Raw genomic sequence first — 18887 nt, 5'->3', positions numbered from 1 at the left:
GCAAAAGTAGAGACGGGTGGGGGGTGCGTCAACAGTTCGGACAAAGATTTGAGCGGAAGCGCTTCGAACGCCCAGGTCGGCCACGAAAAACGCCGACGGCCCCGGAGACTCGATGTCTCCGGGGCCGTCGGTCCGGGTGGGCGATACTGGGTTCGAACCAGTGACCTCTTCGGTGTGAACGAAGCGCTCTCCCACTGAGCTAATCGCCCGGGCGCAGGAAGAACATTACCCCATGTCAGCGGGTGCCTGGGACCACTCTGCGCCGCCTGCGGTCACTGCTTGATGTTCCACGGCATCTCGAGCCCGAACTTCCATACGTAGACCCCGCCGAGCACGGCGATGATCACGACGCCGATCGTGGTCAGGATGATGTTCCGCCGCCGCACCCTCGGGTCGAGCGCGCGCTGCGTCGCCTCCGTGACCTTCCGCTTCGTCCAGCGCAGGACCAGCTGCGCCCAGACGAACTCGGTCGCCCAGATCGCCATGCCGCCGAAGATCACCAGCCAGCCGGGCCCCGGCAGCGGCAGCATGATCACGCCGCCCACGACGACCGCGAGCCCCACGATGAAGACGCCGACCTGCCAGCTCAGATGCAGCGTCCGCCTGGCCTGGATGAACCCCGGCGCCCGCGACCCGAGCGGCTTCTCCTCGGAAGCCGCACCGTCGGCACCGGCCCCGGAGGCCGCATCGGCCGTCTCGGGCGCCTCGGGCTCCTTGGCCCCCTTGTCACTCCCCGTATTCATACGCTCAAACCTACCCGACTCTTTCGCGTCACCGGAATGGGCGTTCTCCCGCAGATAAGACTCGGCCGTACGAGCTACCTAAAGACACTCAAAACACTCAGAGGGGTTTACAACGGCACCGTAGGTGGCATGTCGATTTCGCCGACGTGCGAATCCCCGAGCGCACACTGAGCGAAAGGCCCTGGCGCTTATGAACACCACGGTCAGCTGCGAGCTGCACCTGCGCCTCGTTGTGTCGAGCGAGTCCTCACTGCCCGTTCCCGCAGGTCTGCGGTATGACACGGCCGATCCCTATGCCGTGCACGCCACCTTCCACACCGGAGCCGAGGAGACAGTCGAATGGGTGTTTGCCCGCGACCTCCTCGCCGAAGGCCTTCATCGGCCTACCGGCACCGGAGACGTCCGAGTCTGGCCGTCCCGTAGCCACGGTCAGGGCGTTGTCTGCATCGCCCTGAGCTCTCCCGAGGGCGAGGCTCTGCTCGAGGCCCCGGCGCGGGCCCTGGAGTCGTTCCTCAAGCGAACGGACGCCGCCGTGCCACCCGGCACGGAACACCGCCATTTCGACCTCGACCAGGAGCTGTCGCACATCCTCGCGGAAAACTAGCGCCGCGGAACGAGGAGGCCCGCGCCGGCACCCGGTCGGCGTGAGCAGCGCGAGAGCATGCCGTGCCGTCCACTCGGGGAACGGCACGGCATCACGGTCGGGACAACCGCATACGGCATACAGCTGCGCCGTCGCCGTGGGAGTTTCCACGGTGGCGGCGCAGGTGCGTTCCTGGTGGCCCGCAGGTACTAGGCTCGTGCGGCATCGGCGGGCGGGAGCCCTACCCCAGGCCATGGAGCGAATCGTGCTGATCACCCACGACACCCGGTGCGCGCTCGACACCGTGGTCGATCTGGTGAACACGACACCGGACGGCGAGGCGAAGGCGGACGGGCTCGAGAGTCTGGCCGCGCTGACGGATTTCGTACGAAGGAACGATGTCAGCGATGTCGGCGTGATCGCCGAAAATGATCTCCACTCGGTGCGTGCGGTGCGTGACCGCTTCTCGGCCGTGTTCGCGGCGAGTGACCAGCGGGCGGCGGCGGCAGTGATCAACGAGCTGGTCGCGGAGGCGGGCACCACTCCCCGCCTGACGGACCACGACGGCTACGACTGGCACATGCACTACTTCGCGCCCGGCGCCTCCGTCGCCGACCACCTGGCGGCCGACTGCGGGATGGCCCTGGCGTTCTTCGTGGTCGCCGGGGAGCAGGAGCGGCTGCGGCGCTGCGAGGCGCCCGACTGCCGGTTCGCGTTCGTCGACCTGTCCCGCAACCGTTCGCGCCGCTACTGCGACAGCCGTACGTGCGGGAACCGGCTGCATGTCGCGGCGTACCGGGCGCGCCGCAAGGAAGCCACGGGCTGAATCCGTTCACAGCAGGAGCAGGTCGTGCAGCGCGGCCATCAGGAGCAGGCTGCCGATCACCCCCAGGAAGATCATCAGCGGGGGTTGGGAGAGCGCGAAGAGGCAGCCTCGCGGGCTCTCGGTCCGCTTCTCTGTCCGCTTCTCGGTTCGTACGGGCACGGGCGGCGCGGGCTCGCTGTGGGGCGCCTGCCCCTGGTCGGCGTCCAGCTGGTCGGGCAGCTGCGGTGTGTCCAGCATCTCGTCGTGATGATGGCGCACTTATCGGGTGGCGGGCACTCAACCGACCACTTTCGAGGGGTAGTTGGCGGGAACCCGTGACAGCGGGCCGCGGGCGCCGGTTGGCGTCAGATGCCGTGCTTCGGTCGGATGCCGTGCTGCTGTCAGATGCCGTGCTTCTTGAGGATCGCCTCGATGTCGCTGAAGTCCTCCGAGGGCTCGGCCTTCGTCGGCTTCGCCTGCTTCGGCTGCGCCGCGGGCGTGGGGCGCCGGCTCTCGCCGAGCGAGGGCGCGGACGCCGCGGGAGCGATGGCGGCCTCGCGCTCCTTGGCGGGGCGGCCGGAGCGGCGCCGCTCGACGGCCCGCGTCCCCATGAACATCAGCCAGGCGGCGCCGAGCACACCGAAGCCGGCCCAGGCGGTCGGGCTGAACGCCGTGTCCACAGCCCACTCCACCGCGCCCGTCATCACCAGGCCCAGCGGTACGAGGGCGTAGGCGACGGCACGAGCGGCTTTGAGGAACCGCTTTCGGAAGGCGAGAACCCCGGCGATGCCCAGGCCCGCCACGGCAACGGCGGAACACACGGTCTCGGCAATCATCCGGTCCTCCCGAGTTCGGACATCGTGGGGCGCTTCCCCCTCCTCCCATCCTGCACCGCCTTGGGGTCCGCGGGCCACGCCCGGGGCCCACCTCGGCCACATCTGGGGGACATCTCGGGGTCGGGGCTCCTCCGCAGGTCCAGGTTGGGCCCGGCGGACGGTCCTGGAAGACTGGCACCCATGAACGCCCCGAACCCCATCCTTGACATGTGGTGCGAGCTGCAGTGCCCCGACTGCCGCTCGGCCCTGGACGACCTCCGCGCGCTGCGCGAGCGCTACGGCGACCGCGTCGAGCTGCGCCTGCGGCACTTCCCGCTCGAGAAGCACAAGCACTCCTTCGCCGGTGCGCAGGCCGCCGAGGAGGCGTTCGCGCAGGGCAAGGGGTGGCCGTACGTGGAGGCCGTACTCGGGCGGGTCGAGGAGTTCGACCGCAAGGGCGAGGCGTTCCTCGTCGCGGTGGCGGGCGAACTCGGCCTGGACGCCGAGGAGTTCGACACCGCGCTCGTCGACGGCCGGCACATCCTGATCGTCGACGCCGACCAGGCCGAGGGCAAGGTCATCGGCGTGACCGGCACGCCCACGTACGAGATCGGCGGGGAGCTGCTGCACGGCGGCAAGAGCCAGGAGGGGCTGCGCGAGCGGATCGAGGCGATCGCGGACCGGCTGCTCGCCGAGCAGGCCTGACCCTCACAGCGGCTGTCACAGCAGCTGCTTGTAGAGGTAGTGACCGGTCGGCTCGTAGCCGAGCGAGTCGTACAGGCACTGCGCGGTCGCGTTGCGTGCGAAGACGTTGAGGCCGATCCGGGTGGCGCCCGCGGCGATCGAGTCCGCCTCGGCGAGCAGCATCAGCGAGCGCCCGTGGCCACGCCCCCGGTGCTCGGCCGACACCTCGACGTCGAAGACGAACGCCCCGTCGGGGCGCTGCGCCACCCACAGCGTTCCGACCCGCTCGGAGTCGTGCTCCAGCACGCTGAGCAGGACGTCCGGGGTGGCGACGCCCTCCGGGAGCAGCGCGGCGTGATCGCGCTCCGCCTTCTGACGCGCCTCTTCCTCGGTGGCGCCGCGCTCGACCCAGGTGCGCGCGTACCCCGTCTTGGTGTGCGCGAGCCACGGCCCGTACTCGGCCTCCGTCATGCGCCGGCCCACGCTGCCTCCGGGCAGGGCGGGCGGCTGTTCGGGCAGGGCCTTCGTCATGTTGCGGTTGCGCTCCACGTAGCCGAGGGCGCCCGCGAGGCGGAGCATGCCCTGCGCGTCGGCGGGGACGGCCACCTCGACGCGGCGGCAGTTCCAGGAGCGGGCGACCTCCTCGGCGGCGAGCGCGGCGACGGTGGCACGCCCGCGCCCCCGGTCCTTCTCGTCGATCCGCAGGTCCAGGACCTGGGCGACGGACGGGCCGAAGACCGGGTGCGTGGCGAGGTGCAGGGTGCCGACGGGGCGGCTGTTCACGCATACCGCGTAGTGGCGGGAGCGCGAGCCGTCGGGGGTTCGCTGGAGCGGCTCGGTCGGCCGCAGGGTCGTGGTCATCACGGGTGTTGTACCCATCCGCACCCCCGAAGCGGCAAGGGCTTTACGGGTCCAGGCGCTCTGCTGCCCGCTCTTCCCACACGCGCATCGCCTTGGCCGTGACGGGGCCAGGTGCGTCGGACAGGTTCCGGTCGTCGACGCGGTGCACGGCCTGGATGTCGCGCAGCGTCGACGTCAGGAACACTTCGTCGGCCTCCGAGAGCACGGACAGCGGCAGGTCCGTCTCCTTGGCGCCGGTCCATTCGACGGCGAGGGCGCGCGTGATGCCGGCCAGCGGGCCCGCGGCGAGCGGCGGCGTGTGGATCTCGCCGTCCAGGACGACGAAGACGTTGGAGCCCGTGCCCTCGCACAGCTGCCCCACCGTGTTCGCGAACAGGGCCTCGGACGCGCCGTGTTCGTGTGCGCGGGCCAGGGCGACGACGTTCTCCGCGTACGAGGTGGTCTTCAGGCCCGCGAGGGCGCCGCGCTCGTTGCGGGTCCAGGGGACGGTGATCACGGAGGTGGTGTCGGGGCGCCGCTTGACCTCGCCGAGGGCGACGACGAGCGTGGCGCCATGGTCGCCGCGGTCGGAGCCGAGCGGCGAGAGGCCGCCGGTGTGGGTGATGCGCAGCCGGCCGAGGGCCATCGGGTTGGCCTCGAGGACGGCGGCGCAGGCGCGGCGCACCTCGTCGAGGTCGGGCTCGGGCAGGCCGAGCCCGCGGGCCGAGCGGGCGAGCCGGTCGAGGTGGCGGGTGAGGGCGAACGGCTTGCCTTCGGCAGCCTTCACCGTCTCGAAGATGCCGTCGCCCACGGTGAGCCCGTGATCGAAGACGGAGACGCGCGCCTCCTCGGTGTCCTGCAGCCGACCGTCGAGCCAGATCTTCACTACGTTCCCTCCAGCTTGCCCGGACCCCGTTGGCTAGGCGTCCGTGTACCTTCCCGACGCTACCTCCAGCAGCCGCGCCGCCTTCAGCTCGGTCTCCCGCCACTCGCGCTCCGGGTCCGAGCCCCAGGTGATCCCGGCCCCGGTACCGAAGCGCAGGAAGTCGCCGTCCGGGCCGCGGTCGATCCAGAACGTACGGATCCCGACGGCCAGTTCCCCACTCCCCCGGTCCGCGTCCACCCAGCCGATGCCCCCGCAATAGGGGCCGCGCGGCGCCGTCTCCAGCTCGTCGATGATCCGCAGGGCGCTGGACTTCGGGGCGCCGGTGACGGAGCCGGGCGGGAACGCGGCGTCGAGCAGTTCCGGCCAGCCGGCCGCCTCGGGCAGCTCGCCGCGCACGGTGGAGACGAGGTGGACGAGGCCCGGGTGCTTCTCGACCACACACAGTTCGGGCACGGTCACGCTTCCGGTGGCGCAGACGACCCCCAGGTCGTTGCGGACCAGGTCGACGATCATCACGTTCTCGGCGTGGTCCTTGTCGAGGAGGTCCGCCTCGGTGCGCCCGGTCCCCTTGATCGGCCCGGACTCGACCAACCGGCCGTCCCTGCGCAGGAACAGCTCGGGCGAGGCCGTCGCGACCTCCACGCCGTGGTCCGGAAGCCGGATGGTGCCCGCGTACGGCGCCGGGTTCCCGCGCGCGAGGAGGGCGGTGAGGGCGTCCACATCGGCGCCCGGGGATATCGGCGCGGACAGCACGCGGCAGAGGTTGGCCTGGTAGACCTCACCGGTCTCGATGTGCGCGCGGATGCGCCGCACACCGTCCGTGTACGCGGCGTGGTCGAGCGACGACGTCCAGTCCATAGGCGCAGGTCCGGGCCAGGAGCCGGGCCGCGGCGCGGGCACCACTTCCTCGCGCACGTGTCCGAAGCGGGCGCAGACGAGGCGGCCCTCGAAATCGGCACAGACGGCCCAGAACCCGGTGGAGTCGAGGGCCGCGGGATCGCTGGTGACGTCGCGCAGATCGGTCGCGACGAGCCCGCCGAAGCGGGCCAGAGCAGGGAGGTCGTGCACACCTTCGAGTCTATGGCTGATGACGACGGGCCCACCTGAGCAGGACCTTCGTCGGTCGCACCGCAGCACGCTGCGCAAACGCGTTTTGGACCTCCCCCAGGAATCCGCTAGAGTTCAACACGTCGCCGGGACGCGCAAGCGGACCGGAAAGACACGCGAACGTAGCTCAGTTGGTAGAGCGCAACCTTGCCAAGGTTGAGGTCGCCGGTTCGAACCCGGTCGTTCGCTCAGGATGTGGGGGATCTTCCCGAACCCCTACGCTCCTGGTGGAGTGGCCGAGAGGCGAGGCAACGGCCTGCAAAGCCGTCTACACGGGTTCAAATCCCGTCTCCACCTCCAAGCGCGATTAGCTCAGCGGGAGAGCGCTTCCCTGACACGGAAGAGGTCACTGGTTCAATCCCAGTATCGCGCACTGAGGCCGCAAGGCTTCCATCCCGGACGATTAGCTCAGCGGGAGAGCGCTTCCCTGACACGGAAGAGGTCACTGGTTCAATCCCAGTATCGTCCACTGCCCCCTGTGGGTTCCCGCGCGATTAGCTCAGCGGGAGAGCGCTTCCCTGACACGGAAGAGGTCACTGGTTCAATCCCAGTATCGCGCACCAGCAAGAAGCCCCCGGTCCTCGTGGCCGGGGGCTTCTTCGTGTCGAACGGCTCGAACAGCTCTGGGGCGAGTGGGGCGGCTCTTCTCGCGAAGAGCCGCTCAGCGCCTCAGGAGGAGAACAGCATCCGGCCGAAGCCACGGTTGTGGTGACCGTGATGGCCGTGGTGCCCACCGTGGTGACCGCCGTGCTGCGGAGCTCCCCACGCCGGGGCCGCCGGGGCCGGGTAGCCCTGCGGGGCGGGCGGGGGCGGCGGGGCCTGCTGCTGCCACTGCGACTCCATGCGGGTCAGCGACTCCAGCTCGCCGTAGTCCAGGAATATCCCGCGGCACCCGCTGCACTGCTCGATCTGGACGCCATTGCGGTTGTACGTGTGCATCGGTGCGTGACACTTCGGACACTGCATGCTCGGCTCAACTCCTCGCCGTTCGGTGCTGCTTCGCCGGAACGCTTCCCGGCTTCCGTCCCCCGCACCCTACTTGGCCGGTTCGTCCTCGAACTGCGGCGGCACCGACGCCATTCGGGCGCACGCGTCGATGACGGATTCCTCCACCTCGTCGAGCGCGCGGCCCGCGTCCGTGGCCTTCGCGACGGCGAGCGCGGCGGTCTGCACGGTGAGGGCGCGGGCCGGTACGTCCAGGGCGGGCCAGGGGTCGGGGACGCCCAGTTCCTTTGCGCCGCCTGTGCGTTGGTACGCGCCGAGGAAGCGGGTCCAGTCCTCGGCGGAGAGCAGACCGCAGGCGAACCAGGCGGCGGGGCGGGCCAAGTCCCAGGCGGGGTCGCCGATTCCGAGGTCGTCGACGTCGATCAGCGTCCATGCGTCGCTGTCGGCGGAGTCGTCCGAGTCGGCGGGGTGGCGGACCAGCTGGCCGAGGTGCAGATCACCGTGGCACAGGGTGCTCGCGTGCGCGTACGGGGCTTCGGCGCGGGCCCAGGGCGGCAGGGTGCGCCAGGCGTCGAGAATCGGCCGTGCGGCCCGGTGGTCGGGGGCCGAGGCCCGGAGGCGGGCCACGGCACTGGCCGCCTTGAGCGGGCCACGCATGGGCGGCAGCGCGGGCGGGAGTTCGTGCGCCGGCGTGCAGTGCAGGCGGGCGAGAAGGGCGCCCACGGCCTCCCAGGGGGCGTCTTCCGGGTGATCCGGGTCCACGGGGGTGCCGTGCGGCCAGAACGTGACGAGCCGGTCGTCCAGGGCGGTCGCCGCCGGGCGCAGCGGGCGCAGCAGCACGCCGGACAGGGCCGGGTGGTCGGCCACGGCCAGGCGCAGGTCCAGCTCGGCCGGGTCGGTGTCGGGGGCGTGCGCCTTGGCGACGGTGTCGCCGTGCCGGACCACCGTGGCGTCGGGGCGGTCGGCGAGGGTCGTGGCGCCGCAGACGCAGGCGATCCCCGACGGATGGGCCGCACCCCGGGCCTCGGCCCTCAGCGCGGGAACGATGAGCGTGGTCACGGCCGCAGCCTACGGGTGCGGCGGGCACAAAATAATGCTGCGCGCAGCTCCCCAGCTGCGCGCAGCATTTGTGCCGTCCGCCGCACCCCCGTCCCCACGGGGTTTCATGGCCGGATGTCCCCGCCCGGACCGCTCATCCGGGCCTGGGAGCGCCGCTCAGCGCCCCAGCATCACGCCCACGGACGACGCCTGTGTGACCATCGCGTCCCAGCCGCCGAATACGACGACGAGAAGGGCCGCTAGAGGGAGAACCATGGCCGCGGCCACCAGCGGATGCCGGCGCTCGGTCGCGGGGCCACCGAAAAGACCCGCCCTGCGGGCCGCTGTGCGGAACGCTGTCGTCCGCGGTGCTGTGTCCGCCATGGTCCTCTCCCCGGTCGAAATCTTGAGTTCTTGCGTCTCTTGAGTTCTTGCGTCTCACGAGTTTCTTCGCCTCATGAGTTCTTGAATCTTTGGCAAGCGGCGAGTGCCTGACCTCGGGGGACGAGTGCTGCACCCGCCGCTTGACCTCAAATCTATGAGTGGCGGGCGCCCGGGACGTCATGCCCTCGTACCGATTGCCGGGCCTCCCCGAGGATGACCACCTCCGGTCGGCGTACTCCCCTGGGTGGAGACGAGGACCTAGGCCTCGGGGTCATCCCCCAGGGGGCGGCCGATGCGGGCCTCACGCTCGGCGGGCTCCTCGCGCGGGACCGGGTGTTCTACCAGGGCGAGCACCCTGGTGGCCATGAAGCGCGCGGTGCGCACCACGGATCCGGATCGGGTGACTTCGCTCACTTCCACCACCCCTCTGCGCACCGCCGTCTCCACCCTGCGGCCCGCCCGGCCGGCCGTCACCTCGTACGTACGCGTCGTGTCCCCGGCATCCACGACTATCTCGACCCGGTCACCCTTCATGGGTCCAATCCCCCTTTAACGCCGCCCTGTTGGCCCGCGGGCCCGCGGCAAGCCGCCCCGCTCCCGCGCGCCCTGACCACCCTTCAAGTTTCCCACCGGGCACTGACAATCGAATCGGCCGCGAGGGCGCGGCCTTTGCGCGCCGCCGTGCGCGAAAACGTAAGCTGTGGCTCGTCAGACGGACCGGGCAGCAGCGGGGATGAACATGGCGATGATGCGCCTCAGGCGCGAGGACCCGCGCGTCGTCGGCTCGTTCAGGCTTCACAGACGCCTCGGGGCCGGCGGGATGGGCGTGGTCTATCTCGGGTCCGACCGGCGTGGCCAGCGGGTCGCGCTCAAGGTGATCAGGCCGGATCTTGCGGAGGACCAGGAGTTCAGGTCGCGGTTCGCGCGCGAGGTGTCCGCCGCTCGGCGGATCCGCGGCGGCTGCACGGCCCGGCTCGTCGCCGCCGATCTGGAGGCGGAGCGGCCGTGGTTCGCGACGCAGTACGTGCCGGGTCCCTCGCTGCACGACAAGGTCGCCGAGGAGGGCCCGCTGGCCGCATCGGACGTGGCCGCCGTGGGCGCCGCGCTGTCGGAGGGGCTCGTCGCCGTTCATGAGGCGGGCGTGGTCCACCGGGATCTCAAGCCGTCGAACATCCTGCTGTCCCCGAAGGGGCCGCGGATCATCGACTTCGGTATCGCGTGGGCGACCGGCGCCTCGACGCTGACGCACGTGGGCACCGCCGTCGGCTCCCCCGGCTTCCTCGCGCCCGAGCAGGTGCGGGGCGCCACCGTGACCCCCGCGACCGATGTGTTCGCCCTGGGGGCCACGCTCGCGTACACGGCCATGGGCGACTCGCCCTTCGGGCACGGCAGTTCCGAGGTCATGCTCTACCGGGTGGTGCACGAGGAGGCGCAGCTGGCCGGGGTGCCGGACGCGCTCGCGCCGCTGCTGCGCGCGTGCCTCGCGAAGGACCCGGAGGAGCGGCCCAGCACGCTGCAACTGTCGCTGCGGCTCAAGGAGATCGCGGCCCGTGAGGCGCAGGGCATCGTCGCGGAGCCGCGCCCGCCCGCGCCGCGCACCGCCGAGCAGGACCGTCCGACCGGACGGCTCTCCGACACCCACGAGGGGCAGCGCACCCAGCGGCGTACGCAGCCGGGGACTCCGACGTCGCGGCCCAGCAACGGCAGGAGCAACCACGGGTCGGCGCCCGGCCGGAACACGAACAGCCGTTCTGGCAACAGCAGGTCGGGGCCGCGCAGTGGTGCGGGGCGCCCGGCTCCGCGGACGAACGGCACGGGCAGCGGCAAGAAGCTGCGGCCCGCGAATCCGCGGCTGCTGCGGCAGCGGCTCTTCGTGTTCGTCGTCGTGACGCTGCTCGTGGCGCTGGCGATCGCGGCGGCGCAGGGCTGCCAGGGGCCGACGCGCGGCCTCGGTGACAGCGGCGTACAGAAGACGACGTCCGCGCGGGCGCTGCCGCTTCCGGAAAGCGCGCAGAGCCCTTCCGAAGGCTGACCGTCAGAGTTCGGGGCGGCCCGTCGCCACTGCGTAGAACGCGACGGCGGCCGCCGCGCCCACGTTGAGCGAGTCGACTCCGTGGGCCATCGGGATGCGGACCCATTCGTCCGCCGCCATCAGGGCCTTGGTCGACAGGCCGTCGCCCTCCGCGCCGAGCATCAGCGCGACGCGGTCCATGCGGTGCGGCGCCACCTCGTCAAGGGACTTGGCCTGCTCGGCCGGGGTCAGCGCGAGGAGTTCGAAGCCGGCGTCGCGGACCGTCTCCAGGGACTTCGGCCAGGCGTCCAGACGCGCGTACGGCACCGAGAAGACGGCGCCCATGGAGACCTTCACGGAGCGGCGGTAGAGCGGGTCGGCGCAGTCCGGGGAGAGCAGGACCGCGTCCATGCCGAGCGCGGCGGCGCTGCGGAAGATCGCGCCGATGTTGGTGTGGTCGTTGACCGACTCCATGACGACCACGCGGCGAGCGGTGGTGAGCAGTTCATCCGCTGTGGGGAGCGGCTTGCGCTGCATGGACGCGAGGGCGCCGCGGTGCACGTGGTAGCCGGTGACCTGCTCGGCGAGGTCCGGCGCGACCGCGTAGACCGGGGCCGGGACCTCGTCGATGACGTCGCGCATGACGTCGACCCACTTCGCGGACAGCAGCATCGAGCGCATCTCGTACCCGGCGAGCTTGGCGCGCCGGATGACCTTCTCGCCCTCGGCGATGAACAGGCCCTCGGCCGGTTCGCGTTTGCGACGCAGTTCTACGTCGGTCAGGCCCGTGTAGTCGGACAGGCGCGGGTCGTCGGGGTCATCGATGGTGATGAGCCCTCGGGATTCAGCTTCAGCCACGGGTCGATACTGCCTTGTTCTGGGTGTGGTGCCAACGGCTCGGAACGAGTTGTGTTACCGCTGGTTACTTCTGTTGCTTGTGCGGGTTCTCGTTCACCACGTCGCCGATCACGATGACGGCCGGGGGCCTGACCCCTTCGGAGACGACCTTTTCGCCGACCGTCGCGAGGGTGGCGTCGACGCGGCGCTGGGCCGCCGTCGTGCCTTCCTGCACGAGGGCGACGGGGGTCTCCGGGGCCTTGCCGTACGAGACGAGGGCCTCGGCGATCTTTGCGATCTTGTCGACTCCCATGAGGATCACGAGCGTGCCGGTCAGCTTCGCCATCGCCGCCCAGTCGACCAGGGAACGCTCGTCGTCCGGCGCCACGTGGCCGCTGACGACGGTGAACTCGTGGGCGACGCCGCGGTGGGTGACCGGGATGCCGACGGCGCCGGGGACCGAGATCGAGCTGGAGATGCCGGGGACGACCGTGACCGGGATGCCCTCGGCGGCCAGCGCCTGGGCCTCCTCCATGCCGCGGCCGAAGACGAACGGGTCGCCGCCCTTGAGGCGGACCACGGCCTTGCCCTGCTTGGCGTGGTCGATCAGGGCCTGGTTGATGGCCTCCTGGACCATCTGGCGGCCGTACGGGATCTTCGCGGCGTCGATCACCTCGACGTGCGGCGGGAGTTCGTCGAGGAGGTCGCGCGGGCCGAGGCGGTCGGCGATCACGACGTCGGCCTCGGCGAGGAGGCGGCGGCCGCGCACCGTGATCAGGTCCGGGTCGCCGGGGCCACCGCCGACCAGGGCCACGCCCGGCTTGTGGTCGCGCTGCACGGCGACGGTGCCGTCGTGCAGGGCCTCGACGATCGCGTCGCGGACCGCGGCGGTGCGGCGGGGGTCGCGGTCCGCGGCCGAGGTCGTCAGGACGGCGACGGTCACGCCGTCCGCGCGGCCCGTCGCCGGGGTCCAGGCGGTCGCCTCGTCGGCGTCGTCGGAGCGGACGCACCAGGTGCGGGTCTCCTCCGCCTCCTGCGAGGCCGCGTCGTTCGTCGGGCGGTCGCTGGTGGCGACCAGGGCGTACCAGGTGTCGGCGAGGTCGCCCCGCTCGTAGCGGCGCCGGGTCCAGGTGATCTCACCGGCGTCCGCCATCGCCTCGACCGAAGGGGTCGCGGAGGGGGAGATCAGGGTGATGTGCGCGCCCGCGGCGATCAGGGCGGGGAGCCTGCGCTGGGCCACCTGGCCGCCGCCCAGGACGACGACTCGGCGGCCGGTGAGGCGGAGGCCTACGGGGTAGGCGGGGTGGTCGGCGGCGGGCATGCGGTGTCCTCTGGCGTGCGGCGGGTTTGGTGTGAGCGTACGTCGTGGGCGTGACGGGGAGGTTTCCCCCACCCCGCCCCTTCCCGAAAGTCCTGCCGGACAGGCCGCCTCAATCGCCGGCGGGGCTTGATGATCAAGCCCCGCCGGCGATTGAGGCGAGGGGGTCCGGGGGCGTAGCCCCCGGTTTCGGGAAGGGGCGGGGTGGGGGCTACTTCTCTGTGACCCCGGCCGAGTCGAACGTGGCGACCTCGTGCATGGCGCGGGCCGCGCTCTGGACGATCGGGAGGGCCAGGAGGGCGCCCGTGCCCTCGCCGAGGCGGAGGTCGAGGTCGACCAGGGGGCGCAGGCCCAGCTTGTTCAGGGCCGCTACGTGGCCGGGCTCGGCGCTGCGGTGGCCCGCGATGCACGCGGCGAGCACCTCGGGGGCGATGGCGCGGGCGACCAGGGCGGCCGCGCCGGCGCTGACACCGTCGAGGATGACCGGGGTGCGCAGGGACGCGCCGCCGAGGAGGAGGCCGACCATGGCCGCGTGCTCCAGGCCGCCGACCGCCGCGAGGACACCGAGCGGGTCGGCCGGGTCGGGCTTGTGCAGGTCCAGCGCGCGGCGCACGACCTCGACCTTGCGGGCGTGCGTCTCGTCGTTGATACCGGTTCCGCGGCCGGTGACCTCGGAGGGGTCGACCTCGGTGTAGACCGAGATGAGGGCCGCGGACGCCGTCGTGTTCGCGATGCCCATCTCGCCGGTGAGCAGCGCCTTGTTGCCGGCGGCCACGAGGTCGCGGGCCGTCTCGATGCCGACCTCGATGGCCTCCTTGACCTCTTCGCGGGTCAGGGCGGGACCGGTCGTCATGTCGGCGGTGCCGGCACGCACCTTGCGGGGCAACAGGCCCGGTGTGGCCGGGAGTTCACCGGCCACGCCGACGTCGATCACGCAGACCTCGGCGCCGACCTGGCTCGCGAACGCGTTGCAGACCGCGCCGCCGCCCAGGAAGTTGGCGACCATCTGGCCGGTGACCTCCTGCGGCCACGGGGTGACGCCCTGGGCGTGCACACCGTGGTCGCCCGCGAAGATCGCGACGGCCGCGGGCTCCGGGATCGGCGGCGGGCACACGCGGGACAGGCCGGACAGCTGGGCGGAGATGATCTCCAGCATGCCGAGTGCGCCCGGCGGCTTCGTCATCCGCTTCTGCCGCTCCCACGCCTCGCCGAGCGCCTTGGCGTCCAGCGGGCGGATGTTGGAGACGGTCTCCGCGAGCAGGTCGTGCGGGTCCTCGCCGGGCAGGGCGCGGCGGCCGTACGTCTCCTCGTGCACGACCCACGACAGCGGGCGGCGCTTGGACCAGCCGGCCTGCATCAGCTCCGGCTCCTCCGGGAACTCGTCGACGTAGCCGACGCAGAGGTAGGCCACGACCTCCAGGTGCTCCGGCAGGCCGAGGGAGCGGACCATCTCGCGCTCGTCGAAGAAGCTGACCCAGCCGACGCCGAGGCCCTCGGCGCGGGCCGCGAGCCACAGGTTCTCGACCGCGAGCGCGGAGGAGTACGGGGCCATCTGCGGCTGCGTGTGACGGCCCAGCGTGTGGCGGCCGCCGCGGGTCGGGTCGGCGGTGACGACGATGTTCACCGGGGTGTCGAGGATGGCCTCGATCTTCAGTTCCTTGAACTGCTTCGCGCGGCCCTTGGGCAGGGACTTGGCGTACGCGTCCTTCTGGCGCATCGCCAGTTCGTGCATCGCGCGGCGGGTGTCCGCCGAGCGGATGACCACGAAGTCCCAGGGCTGCGAGTGGCCCACGGACGGCGCCGTGTGGGCCGCCTCCAGGACGCGCAGCAGCACCTCGTGCGGGATCGGGTCGCTGCGGAAGCCGTTGCGGATGTCGCGGCGTTCGCGCATGACGCGCAGGACGGCTTCGCGCTCGGCGTCGTCGTAGGCGGGAGCGGCGGGGTGCGGCTCGGCGGCCTCGGGCTCCGGCGCCAGGTGTTCGGGCTCGCCCGTCAGCTCGGCGGGCGCGACGGTCTGCTCCGCGGGGTCCTCGGGGTGGGCGGACTCGGGCAGCGGGATCGCGCCGGAGTCGCCTTCGCGCGGAGCGGGAACGCTCGCGGCCCCCTCCGGGGGGATCTCGGCGGACTCGGGGCCCTGCGCCGTGCCGGGGTGTGCGACGACGGGCTCCGCGATGAGCGCGGGGGCGGCCGCCTCGTCGCCCGTGGGTGCCTGTTCGGCGGACTGCTGATTGGCCATGGCGTGCGGGTCCTGCGGATCGATAACGGCCTGGGGGGTGGCTGTGGCCTGCGGCTGGGCAATGCTCTGCTGGCCGGGGACGGCCTGCTGGTCGGCCACAGCGTGGTGGTCGGCCACAGCGTGGTGGTCGGCGGAGACCTGCTGGTCGGCAATCGCCGACTGGTCACCGGCGGCCCGACCAGCGGCAGCCTGATCGGCGGCGGCCTGCGGGTCGATCACGACTGCGTGGCCGCCCACGGCTTGCTGGGCGGCGGAGACCTGCTCGTCGCCCACCGCCGACTGGTCGCCGACGGCCTGCTGTCCGGCAGTGGCCGGCTCGGCGGGCTGCGATTCAGCCTGGCCGTGCAGGTCCTGCGAGTCGGTCACGACATCGTGGGCGCCCGGGGCTTCCTCGGCCAGGGATTCCTGGTCGGCAGGGGCCTGTTGGTCCGCCGCACCCTGCGGGTCTCCGACGGCATGCTGCCCAGTGGCGGTCTGGTGGTCGACCACGTCCCACTGGCCCGCAGCGTCCTGTTGGTCGACCGCGCCCGGCGTACCGGGAGCAGGCTGCTCGCCGGTGACGCCGTGCTGACCGATCGCATCCTGCTGACCGGCGTCGCCCTGCTCACCGACGCCCGGCTGCTGCTCGGCCGTGCCCTGCGAGCCGGCCACGCCTTCCGGACCGGTGCCCGCCTGCCGGCCCACGACAGCCTGCTGGCCGACGGCGCCCTGTTCGGCAGCGGCGTACTGGGCGGCAACGTCCTGCTGGGCGGCCCCGCCCGCGTGCTCGGCAGCGGCGTGCGGTTCCGCGGCACCCTGCTCAGCAGCATGCTGCGCGGCAGCGCTCTGCTGACCGGTGCCGGTCTCCTGCGCGCCGGTGCCCTGCTGATCGGCCATGGCCTCGTGCTCGGCACCAGCCTGCGGGCCGGGTTCGCCCGGCTGCTGCCCGGCGGCGTCCTGCGGCCCCACGGCACCCTGCTGACCGGCTGCTGCCTGGCGGCCGGTCGCGTCCTGCTGACCGGCTGCCACCGCCTGCGCGCCGGCGCCCTGCTGATCGGCCCCGACCTCATGCGCGGCAGCGGCCTGCTGGTCGGCGATGCCCTGTTGGCCGGACGCGGCGTACGCGGCGTACTGCTCGTCCACATCGGCCTGCTGCTGAGCGACGACCTGCTCACCGACGCCGGCGTACTGCTCCGCCACACCCTGCTCGGCGGCGACGCCCTCCTGCTCCTCCGGGAGCGGCGGGACCACCATCGCCTGCGGCGGGGTGGGGGCCAGGTGCGGGGTCGTGGGGACGATGCCGTCCACCGGGACGAACTGGCCGAGCGTCTGGTCCGCGGCGGGCTGCTGGGCGTACCCGTGCGGGGCGTAGTCCTGCTGCTGCGGGTAGTCGTAGCCGCCCTGGCCCTGCTCGTGCGCGGCGTACGGGGCCTGGCCCGCATACGCGCCGACCGGCATCGACTCGGCGCCGACCTGGGCGAACTCCTGGGCGTGCGCGGGCGTTTCGGGCTGCGCGTACTGCGGAGCGACCGTTTCTGCGGGGGTTGCCTGTTGCTGCGACTGGGCCGGCTGCCACGGGGCCGCGCCCTGCGGCGGGATGTCCAGGTACTCCGGGCCGGTGGTGGGCGGGCCCGACTGGCGGGTCGGCATCGGGTTCTGCTGGGCGGGGCCGCGGTCGGCGAGCGAGCGGACGGGGCTGCCGTTGGTGTCCGGGACGGCCGGTCCCATGTGCAGCGGACGACGGGGCTGGGACTGGGCCTGGGGCTGGGCGTACTGCTGGCCCTGTCCCTGGCTGTGGTCCGTGGCCTGCTGTCCCCAGGCGCCCTGCGAACCGGGCATCAGGAGGATCTCGTCGTCCTCGGCCGTGGCGTCTGCGGGATCGAGGTAGGTGTACGCGCCGGGTGCGGGAACGCCCGGCGGCTCCGCCGTACCTGCGTCCTCCGGCAGCCCTTCGCCCGGAACTTGACCGGTGTCGGTCATGCCTACCCCTCGCCCATCGAATGAGAACTTCCTGGCCGCCCCCGGCCGTCCGCCGGAACTGCGAGCACCTTCATGCATCACTGTTTCGCTGTCCGGGGCGACGCTTCGACCGCCCGTCAACAAGAACGAGCGCACGCGCCGCGCGGCACGAACCGCTCCGGACAACAGGCATTGTCCCGGTCGGACCGCGGCCACGGAACGTAGTTCGACCATGGCCTTCTGTGGACTGCGCCACGTTGCGCGTCCTCCGGTCGCTGCCGTACCACACGCACCTCAAAAGTGGTGCGTTTTCGGGACATTGGCGTACGAAGAGCCGAACGTCCCGGTGCGGTACAACGATCGGCCAGCCTACCGCGCGCGGCGCGGCGCCCGGGTCACGGGTGGCGGACGGGAAGCCGCCCCGAGAGGAGGAACCCCACGGTCCGCTCCTTCTCCGTCCAGGCGCGAGTGTCCAGTTCGACGGATTGCAGGAGGGCGCACTCGACGTCGTATCCGTGCTCCGTCAGGTCCCTGCCGATGAGTTCGGCGGCATCGCGTGTCGCGGCGTGCGTGACGATGCGGGCGGGGCGCCGGTCCGCGACGGCCGAGACGACGGCCGCTCCCCCGCCGCCGACGCGGACGACGTCGGGCTCCGGGAGGTCTTCGAGGACGTGCGGTGCGGTGCCGTGGACGATCTGGACCTGGATGCCGAAGCGGCGGGCGACGGCGAGGGTGCGGGCGCAGGCGTCGGCGTCCCGGTCGACGGCGATGACGGCGGCGCCGAACCGCCCGGCCTCCGTCGTGAACGCCCCGCTGCCGCAGCCGATGTCCCACACGAGGTCGCCCGCGCGCGGGCCCAGGCGGGCGAGTTGGGCGGCGCGCAGCTGTTCGGTCTCGCCCTCGCCGAACGGTCCCGCGTACTCCTCGGCGGGCAGCGCCCAGCCGCGCGGTCCCGCGTCGGGGTCGCCGCCTGCCAGCCAGTTGCCGCTCGTGGGGGCGCCGGTGACCGGTCCCCCGATGACGATGACGACATTGGGGTCGCGCCACGCGTGGTCGGCGGCCTTGTCGGAGGTGACGACGGTGACCTGTTCGCGGTCGGTGCCGAGTTCCTCGCAGATGACGAAGGTGCGATGGACGCCCTCAAGGAGCAGGCCCAGTTCGGCGGGGCCGGCGCCCGGTGAGGTGAGGACGGCGACCTTCGTGTGGGCGCGGCACACATTCACCGCGCGTCGCAGGGTGCGGCGGTGTGCGACGACCACCTGTGCGTCGTCCCATGGCATGCCCGCGCGGGCGAACGCCTGGGCGACCGAGGACACGGCGGGCACGACCTCGACCTCGAGGCCGTACTGGGGCGCGCGCAGGGTGCGTACGACGCCGAAGAAGCCGGGGTCGCCGTCCGCGAGCACGACGGCCGTGCCGCGGTGGCCCGCGATGCGGCGGGCGGCGAGGGCCACGCTGCCGAGCCGGACGCGCTCGGCGCGCTCGGGCACCTCGGGCAGCGCCAGGTGGTGCGCGGCGCCCGCCACGAGCGTGGCCGCGCCGAGTGCTGAGCGGGCCGCGTCCGTCAGCGGCGAACCGTCCCAGCCGATCACCGTGACCCGGTCGGCCATCGTCGTCAGTCTCCTGGGTGTGCTCGGGTACGTACGTGCCCATGCGGCACGGAGGTCGGGGGTGCCGCCGGGATCGGGGCACCGTGAGCGTACCTGCCCGGACTGTC

Annotated in this window: 18 protein-coding genes and 6 tRNA genes; 9 read left to right on the top strand and 15 right to left on the bottom strand. The window is 72.1% G+C overall.

What is annotated here, in order from left to right:
• Window positions 1-137: 137 nt before the first annotated feature.
• Together OG746_RS34010 and OG746_RS34005 are read right to left on the bottom strand one after the other, a co-directional pair.
• Window positions 138-209: transfer RNA gene (locus tag OG746_RS34010), tRNA-Val, on the bottom strand.
• A 63-nt stretch (window positions 210-272) separates the two neighbouring features.
• On the bottom strand, window positions 273-743 hold the full coding sequence (locus OG746_RS34005; protein ID WP_266721709.1) for a TIGR02611 family protein: 471 nt from the start codon (window positions 741-743) through the stop codon (window positions 273-275).
• Between the two features lie 190 nt (window positions 744-933).
• Here OG746_RS34005 and OG746_RS34000 point away from each other — a divergent pair, with 190 nt between their 5' ends.
• Together OG746_RS34000 and OG746_RS33995 are read left to right on the top strand one after the other, a co-directional pair.
• Complete coding sequence (locus OG746_RS34000) at window positions 934-1347, top strand: SsgA family sporulation/cell division regulator (protein WP_010351314.1); 414 nt, start codon at window positions 934-936, stop codon at window positions 1345-1347.
• Window positions 1348-1591: 244 nt separating this feature from the next.
• The gene (locus OG746_RS33995) at window positions 1592-2152 is read left to right on the top strand and encodes a CGNR zinc finger domain-containing protein (protein WP_266721703.1); all 561 of its coding nucleotides are present in this window, start codon (window positions 1592-1594) and stop codon (window positions 2150-2152) included.
• Between the two features lie 6 nt (window positions 2153-2158).
• Here OG746_RS33995 and OG746_RS33990 read toward each other — a convergent pair whose 3' ends face one another.
• Window positions 2159-2389, bottom strand: a complete 231-nt coding sequence (locus OG746_RS33990) for a hypothetical protein (RefSeq protein WP_266721701.1) — start codon at window positions 2387-2389, stop codon at window positions 2159-2161.
• 143 nt (window positions 2390-2532) lie between these two features.
• The gene (locus OG746_RS33985; protein ID WP_266721699.1) at window positions 2533-2967 is read right to left on the bottom strand and encodes a hypothetical protein; all 435 of its coding nucleotides are present in this window, start codon (window positions 2965-2967) and stop codon (window positions 2533-2535) included.
• Between the two features lie 180 nt (window positions 2968-3147).
• On the opposite strand from OG746_RS33985, the gene OG746_RS33980 reads away from it, so the two are divergent.
• Entirely contained in the window at window positions 3148-3651 is a 504-nt protein-coding gene (locus OG746_RS33980; protein WP_266721697.1) for a DsbA family protein, read from the top strand.
• 15 nt (window positions 3652-3666) lie between these two features.
• Here OG746_RS33980 and OG746_RS33975 read toward each other — a convergent pair whose 3' ends face one another.
• Genes OG746_RS33975 through OG746_RS33965 form a run of 3 tightly spaced genes read right to left on the bottom strand, consistent with a single transcriptional unit; the run spans window position 3667 to window position 6424 of the window.
• The gene (locus OG746_RS33975) at window positions 3667-4491 is read right to left on the bottom strand and encodes a GNAT family N-acetyltransferase (protein ID WP_266721695.1); all 825 of its coding nucleotides are present in this window, start codon (window positions 4489-4491) and stop codon (window positions 3667-3669) included.
• 43 nt (window positions 4492-4534) lie between these two features.
• Window positions 4535-5356, bottom strand: coding sequence for an aminotransferase class IV (locus tag OG746_RS33970; RefSeq protein WP_266721694.1), 822 nt, complete (start codon window positions 5354-5356; stop codon window positions 4535-4537).
• Window positions 5357-5389: 33 nt separating this feature from the next.
• Entirely contained in the window at window positions 5390-6424 is a 1035-nt protein-coding gene (locus OG746_RS33965; protein ID WP_266721693.1) for a chorismate-binding protein, read from the bottom strand.
• A gap of 155 nt (window positions 6425-6579) precedes the next feature.
• Between OG746_RS33965 and OG746_RS33960 the strand changes: the two genes are divergently transcribed.
• The 5 genes from OG746_RS33960 to OG746_RS33940 all read left to right on the top strand — a co-directional run bounded on the left by OG746_RS33960 (window position 6580) and on the right by OG746_RS33940 (window position 7026).
• Window positions 6580-6652 (top strand) — tRNA-Gly (locus tag OG746_RS33960).
• Window positions 6653-6689: 37 nt separating this feature from the next.
• Window positions 6690-6763, top strand: a tRNA-Cys gene (locus OG746_RS33955).
• A 1-nt stretch (window position 6764) separates the two neighbouring features.
• Window positions 6765-6836: transfer RNA gene (locus OG746_RS33950), tRNA-Val, on the top strand.
• Between the two features lie 24 nt (window positions 6837-6860).
• A tRNA-Val gene (locus OG746_RS33945) sits at window positions 6861-6932 on the top strand.
• A 19-nt stretch (window positions 6933-6951) separates the two neighbouring features.
• A tRNA-Val gene (locus OG746_RS33940) sits at window positions 6952-7026 on the top strand.
• 106 nt (window positions 7027-7132) lie between these two features.
• Here OG746_RS33940 and OG746_RS33935 read toward each other — a convergent pair.
• The 4 genes from OG746_RS33935 to OG746_RS33920 all read right to left on the bottom strand — a co-directional run bounded on the left by OG746_RS33935 (window position 7133) and on the right by OG746_RS33920 (window position 9364).
• Window positions 7133-7429 carry a TFIIB-type zinc ribbon-containing protein gene (locus tag OG746_RS33935; protein ID WP_266721691.1) on the bottom strand — a complete coding sequence of 99 codons (297 nt, stop codon included), beginning with the start codon at window positions 7427-7429 and terminating at the stop codon, window positions 7133-7135.
• A 69-nt stretch (window positions 7430-7498) separates the two neighbouring features.
• Window positions 7499-8467: an aminoglycoside phosphotransferase family protein gene (locus OG746_RS33930; protein WP_266721689.1), complete on the bottom strand. Its 969-nt coding sequence runs from the start codon at window positions 8465-8467 to the stop codon at window positions 7499-7501.
• A gap of 156 nt (window positions 8468-8623) precedes the next feature.
• The gene (locus OG746_RS33925) at window positions 8624-8830 is read right to left on the bottom strand and encodes a hypothetical protein (RefSeq protein WP_266721687.1); all 207 of its coding nucleotides are present in this window, start codon (window positions 8828-8830) and stop codon (window positions 8624-8626) included.
• 258 nt (window positions 8831-9088) lie between these two features.
• On the bottom strand, window positions 9089-9364 hold the full coding sequence (locus OG746_RS33920) for a DUF8836 family protein (RefSeq protein ID WP_266721685.1): 276 nt from the start codon (window positions 9362-9364) through the stop codon (window positions 9089-9091).
• A gap of 199 nt (window positions 9365-9563) precedes the next feature.
• Between OG746_RS33920 and OG746_RS33915 the strand changes: the two genes are divergently transcribed.
• On the top strand, window positions 9564-10862 hold the full coding sequence (locus OG746_RS33915) for a serine/threonine-protein kinase (protein ID WP_266725604.1): 1299 nt from the start codon (window positions 9564-9566) through the stop codon (window positions 10860-10862).
• 3 nt (window positions 10863-10865) lie between these two features.
• Here the strand turns inward: OG746_RS33915 and OG746_RS33910 are convergent, their stop codons facing one another.
• From OG746_RS33910 to cbiE, 4 genes are all read right to left on the bottom strand, one after another.
• On the bottom strand, window positions 10866-11699 hold the full coding sequence (locus tag OG746_RS33910) for a TrmH family RNA methyltransferase (RefSeq protein WP_266721683.1): 834 nt from the start codon (window positions 11697-11699) through the stop codon (window positions 10866-10868).
• Between the two features lie 64 nt (window positions 11700-11763).
• Window positions 11764-12999, bottom strand: coding sequence for a uroporphyrinogen-III C-methyltransferase (gene cobA, locus OG746_RS33905; RefSeq protein WP_266721681.1), 1236 nt, complete (start codon window positions 12997-12999; stop codon window positions 11764-11766).
• Window positions 13000-13207: 208 nt separating this feature from the next.
• The gene (gene cobT / locus OG746_RS33900; RefSeq protein ID WP_266721679.1) at window positions 13208-17191 is read right to left on the bottom strand and encodes a nicotinate-nucleotide--dimethylbenzimidazole phosphoribosyltransferase; all 3984 of its coding nucleotides are present in this window, start codon (window positions 17189-17191) and stop codon (window positions 13208-13210) included.
• Between the two features lie 374 nt (window positions 17192-17565).
• Window positions 17566-18780 carry a precorrin-6y C5,15-methyltransferase (decarboxylating) subunit CbiE gene (cbiE, locus tag OG746_RS33895; RefSeq protein WP_266721677.1) on the bottom strand — a complete coding sequence of 405 codons (1215 nt, stop codon included), beginning with the start codon at window positions 18778-18780 and terminating at the stop codon, window positions 17566-17568.
• Window positions 18781-18887 lie beyond the last annotated feature (107 nt).

Origin of the sequence: Streptomyces sp. NBC_01016, assembly GCF_026341035.1 — a bacterium.
GTDB lineage: Bacteria > Actinomycetota > Actinomycetes > Streptomycetales > Streptomycetaceae > Streptomyces.
The sequence above is the reverse complement of the archived record's forward strand: the minus strand, read 5'-3'. Positions and strand labels throughout refer to the sequence as shown.

What these genes read in the sequence shown, in the direction of transcription:
- OG746_RS34005 (WP_266721709.1), bottom strand. Translation starts at nt 743, where the DNA reads ATGAATACGGGGAGTGACAAGGGGGCCAAGGAGCCCGAGGCGCCCGAG.
- OG746_RS34000 (WP_010351314.1), top strand. Translation starts at nt 934, where the DNA reads ATGAACACCACGGTCAGCTGCGAGCTGCACCTGCGCCTCGTTGTGTCG.
- OG746_RS33990 (WP_266721701.1), bottom strand. Translation starts at nt 2,389, where the DNA reads ATGCTGGACACACCGCAGCTGCCCGACCAGCTGGACGCCGACCAGGGG.
- OG746_RS33985 (WP_266721699.1), bottom strand. Translation starts at nt 2,967, where the DNA reads ATGATTGCCGAGACCGTGTGTTCCGCCGTTGCCGTGGCGGGCCTGGGC.
- OG746_RS33980 (WP_266721697.1), top strand. Translation starts at nt 3,148, where the DNA reads ATGAACGCCCCGAACCCCATCCTTGACATGTGGTGCGAGCTGCAGTGC.
- OG746_RS33975 (WP_266721695.1), bottom strand. Translation starts at nt 4,491, where the DNA reads ATGACCACGACCCTGCGGCCGACCGAGCCGCTCCAGCGAACCCCCGAC.
- OG746_RS33935 (WP_266721691.1), bottom strand. Translation starts at nt 7,429, where the DNA reads ATGCAGTGTCCGAAGTGTCACGCACCGATGCACACGTACAACCGCAAT.
- OG746_RS33925 (WP_266721687.1), bottom strand. Translation starts at nt 8,830, where the DNA reads ATGGCGGACACAGCACCGCGGACGACAGCGTTCCGCACAGCGGCCCGC.
- OG746_RS33920 (WP_266721685.1), bottom strand. Translation starts at nt 9,364, where the DNA reads ATGAAGGGTGACCGGGTCGAGATAGTCGTGGATGCCGGGGACACGACG.
- OG746_RS33915 (WP_266725604.1), top strand. Translation starts at nt 9,564, where the DNA reads ATGAACATGGCGATGATGCGCCTCAGGCGCGAGGACCCGCGCGTCGTC.
- cobA (WP_266721681.1), bottom strand. Translation starts at nt 12,999, where the DNA reads ATGCCCGCCGCCGACCACCCCGCCTACCCCGTAGGCCTCCGCCTCACC.
- cobT (WP_266721679.1), bottom strand. Translation starts at nt 17,191, where the DNA reads ATGACCGACACCGGTCAAGTTCCGGGCGAAGGGCTGCCGGAGGACGCA.
- cbiE (WP_266721677.1), bottom strand. Translation starts at nt 18,780, where the DNA reads ATGGCCGACCGGGTCACGGTGATCGGCTGGGACGGTTCGCCGCTGACG.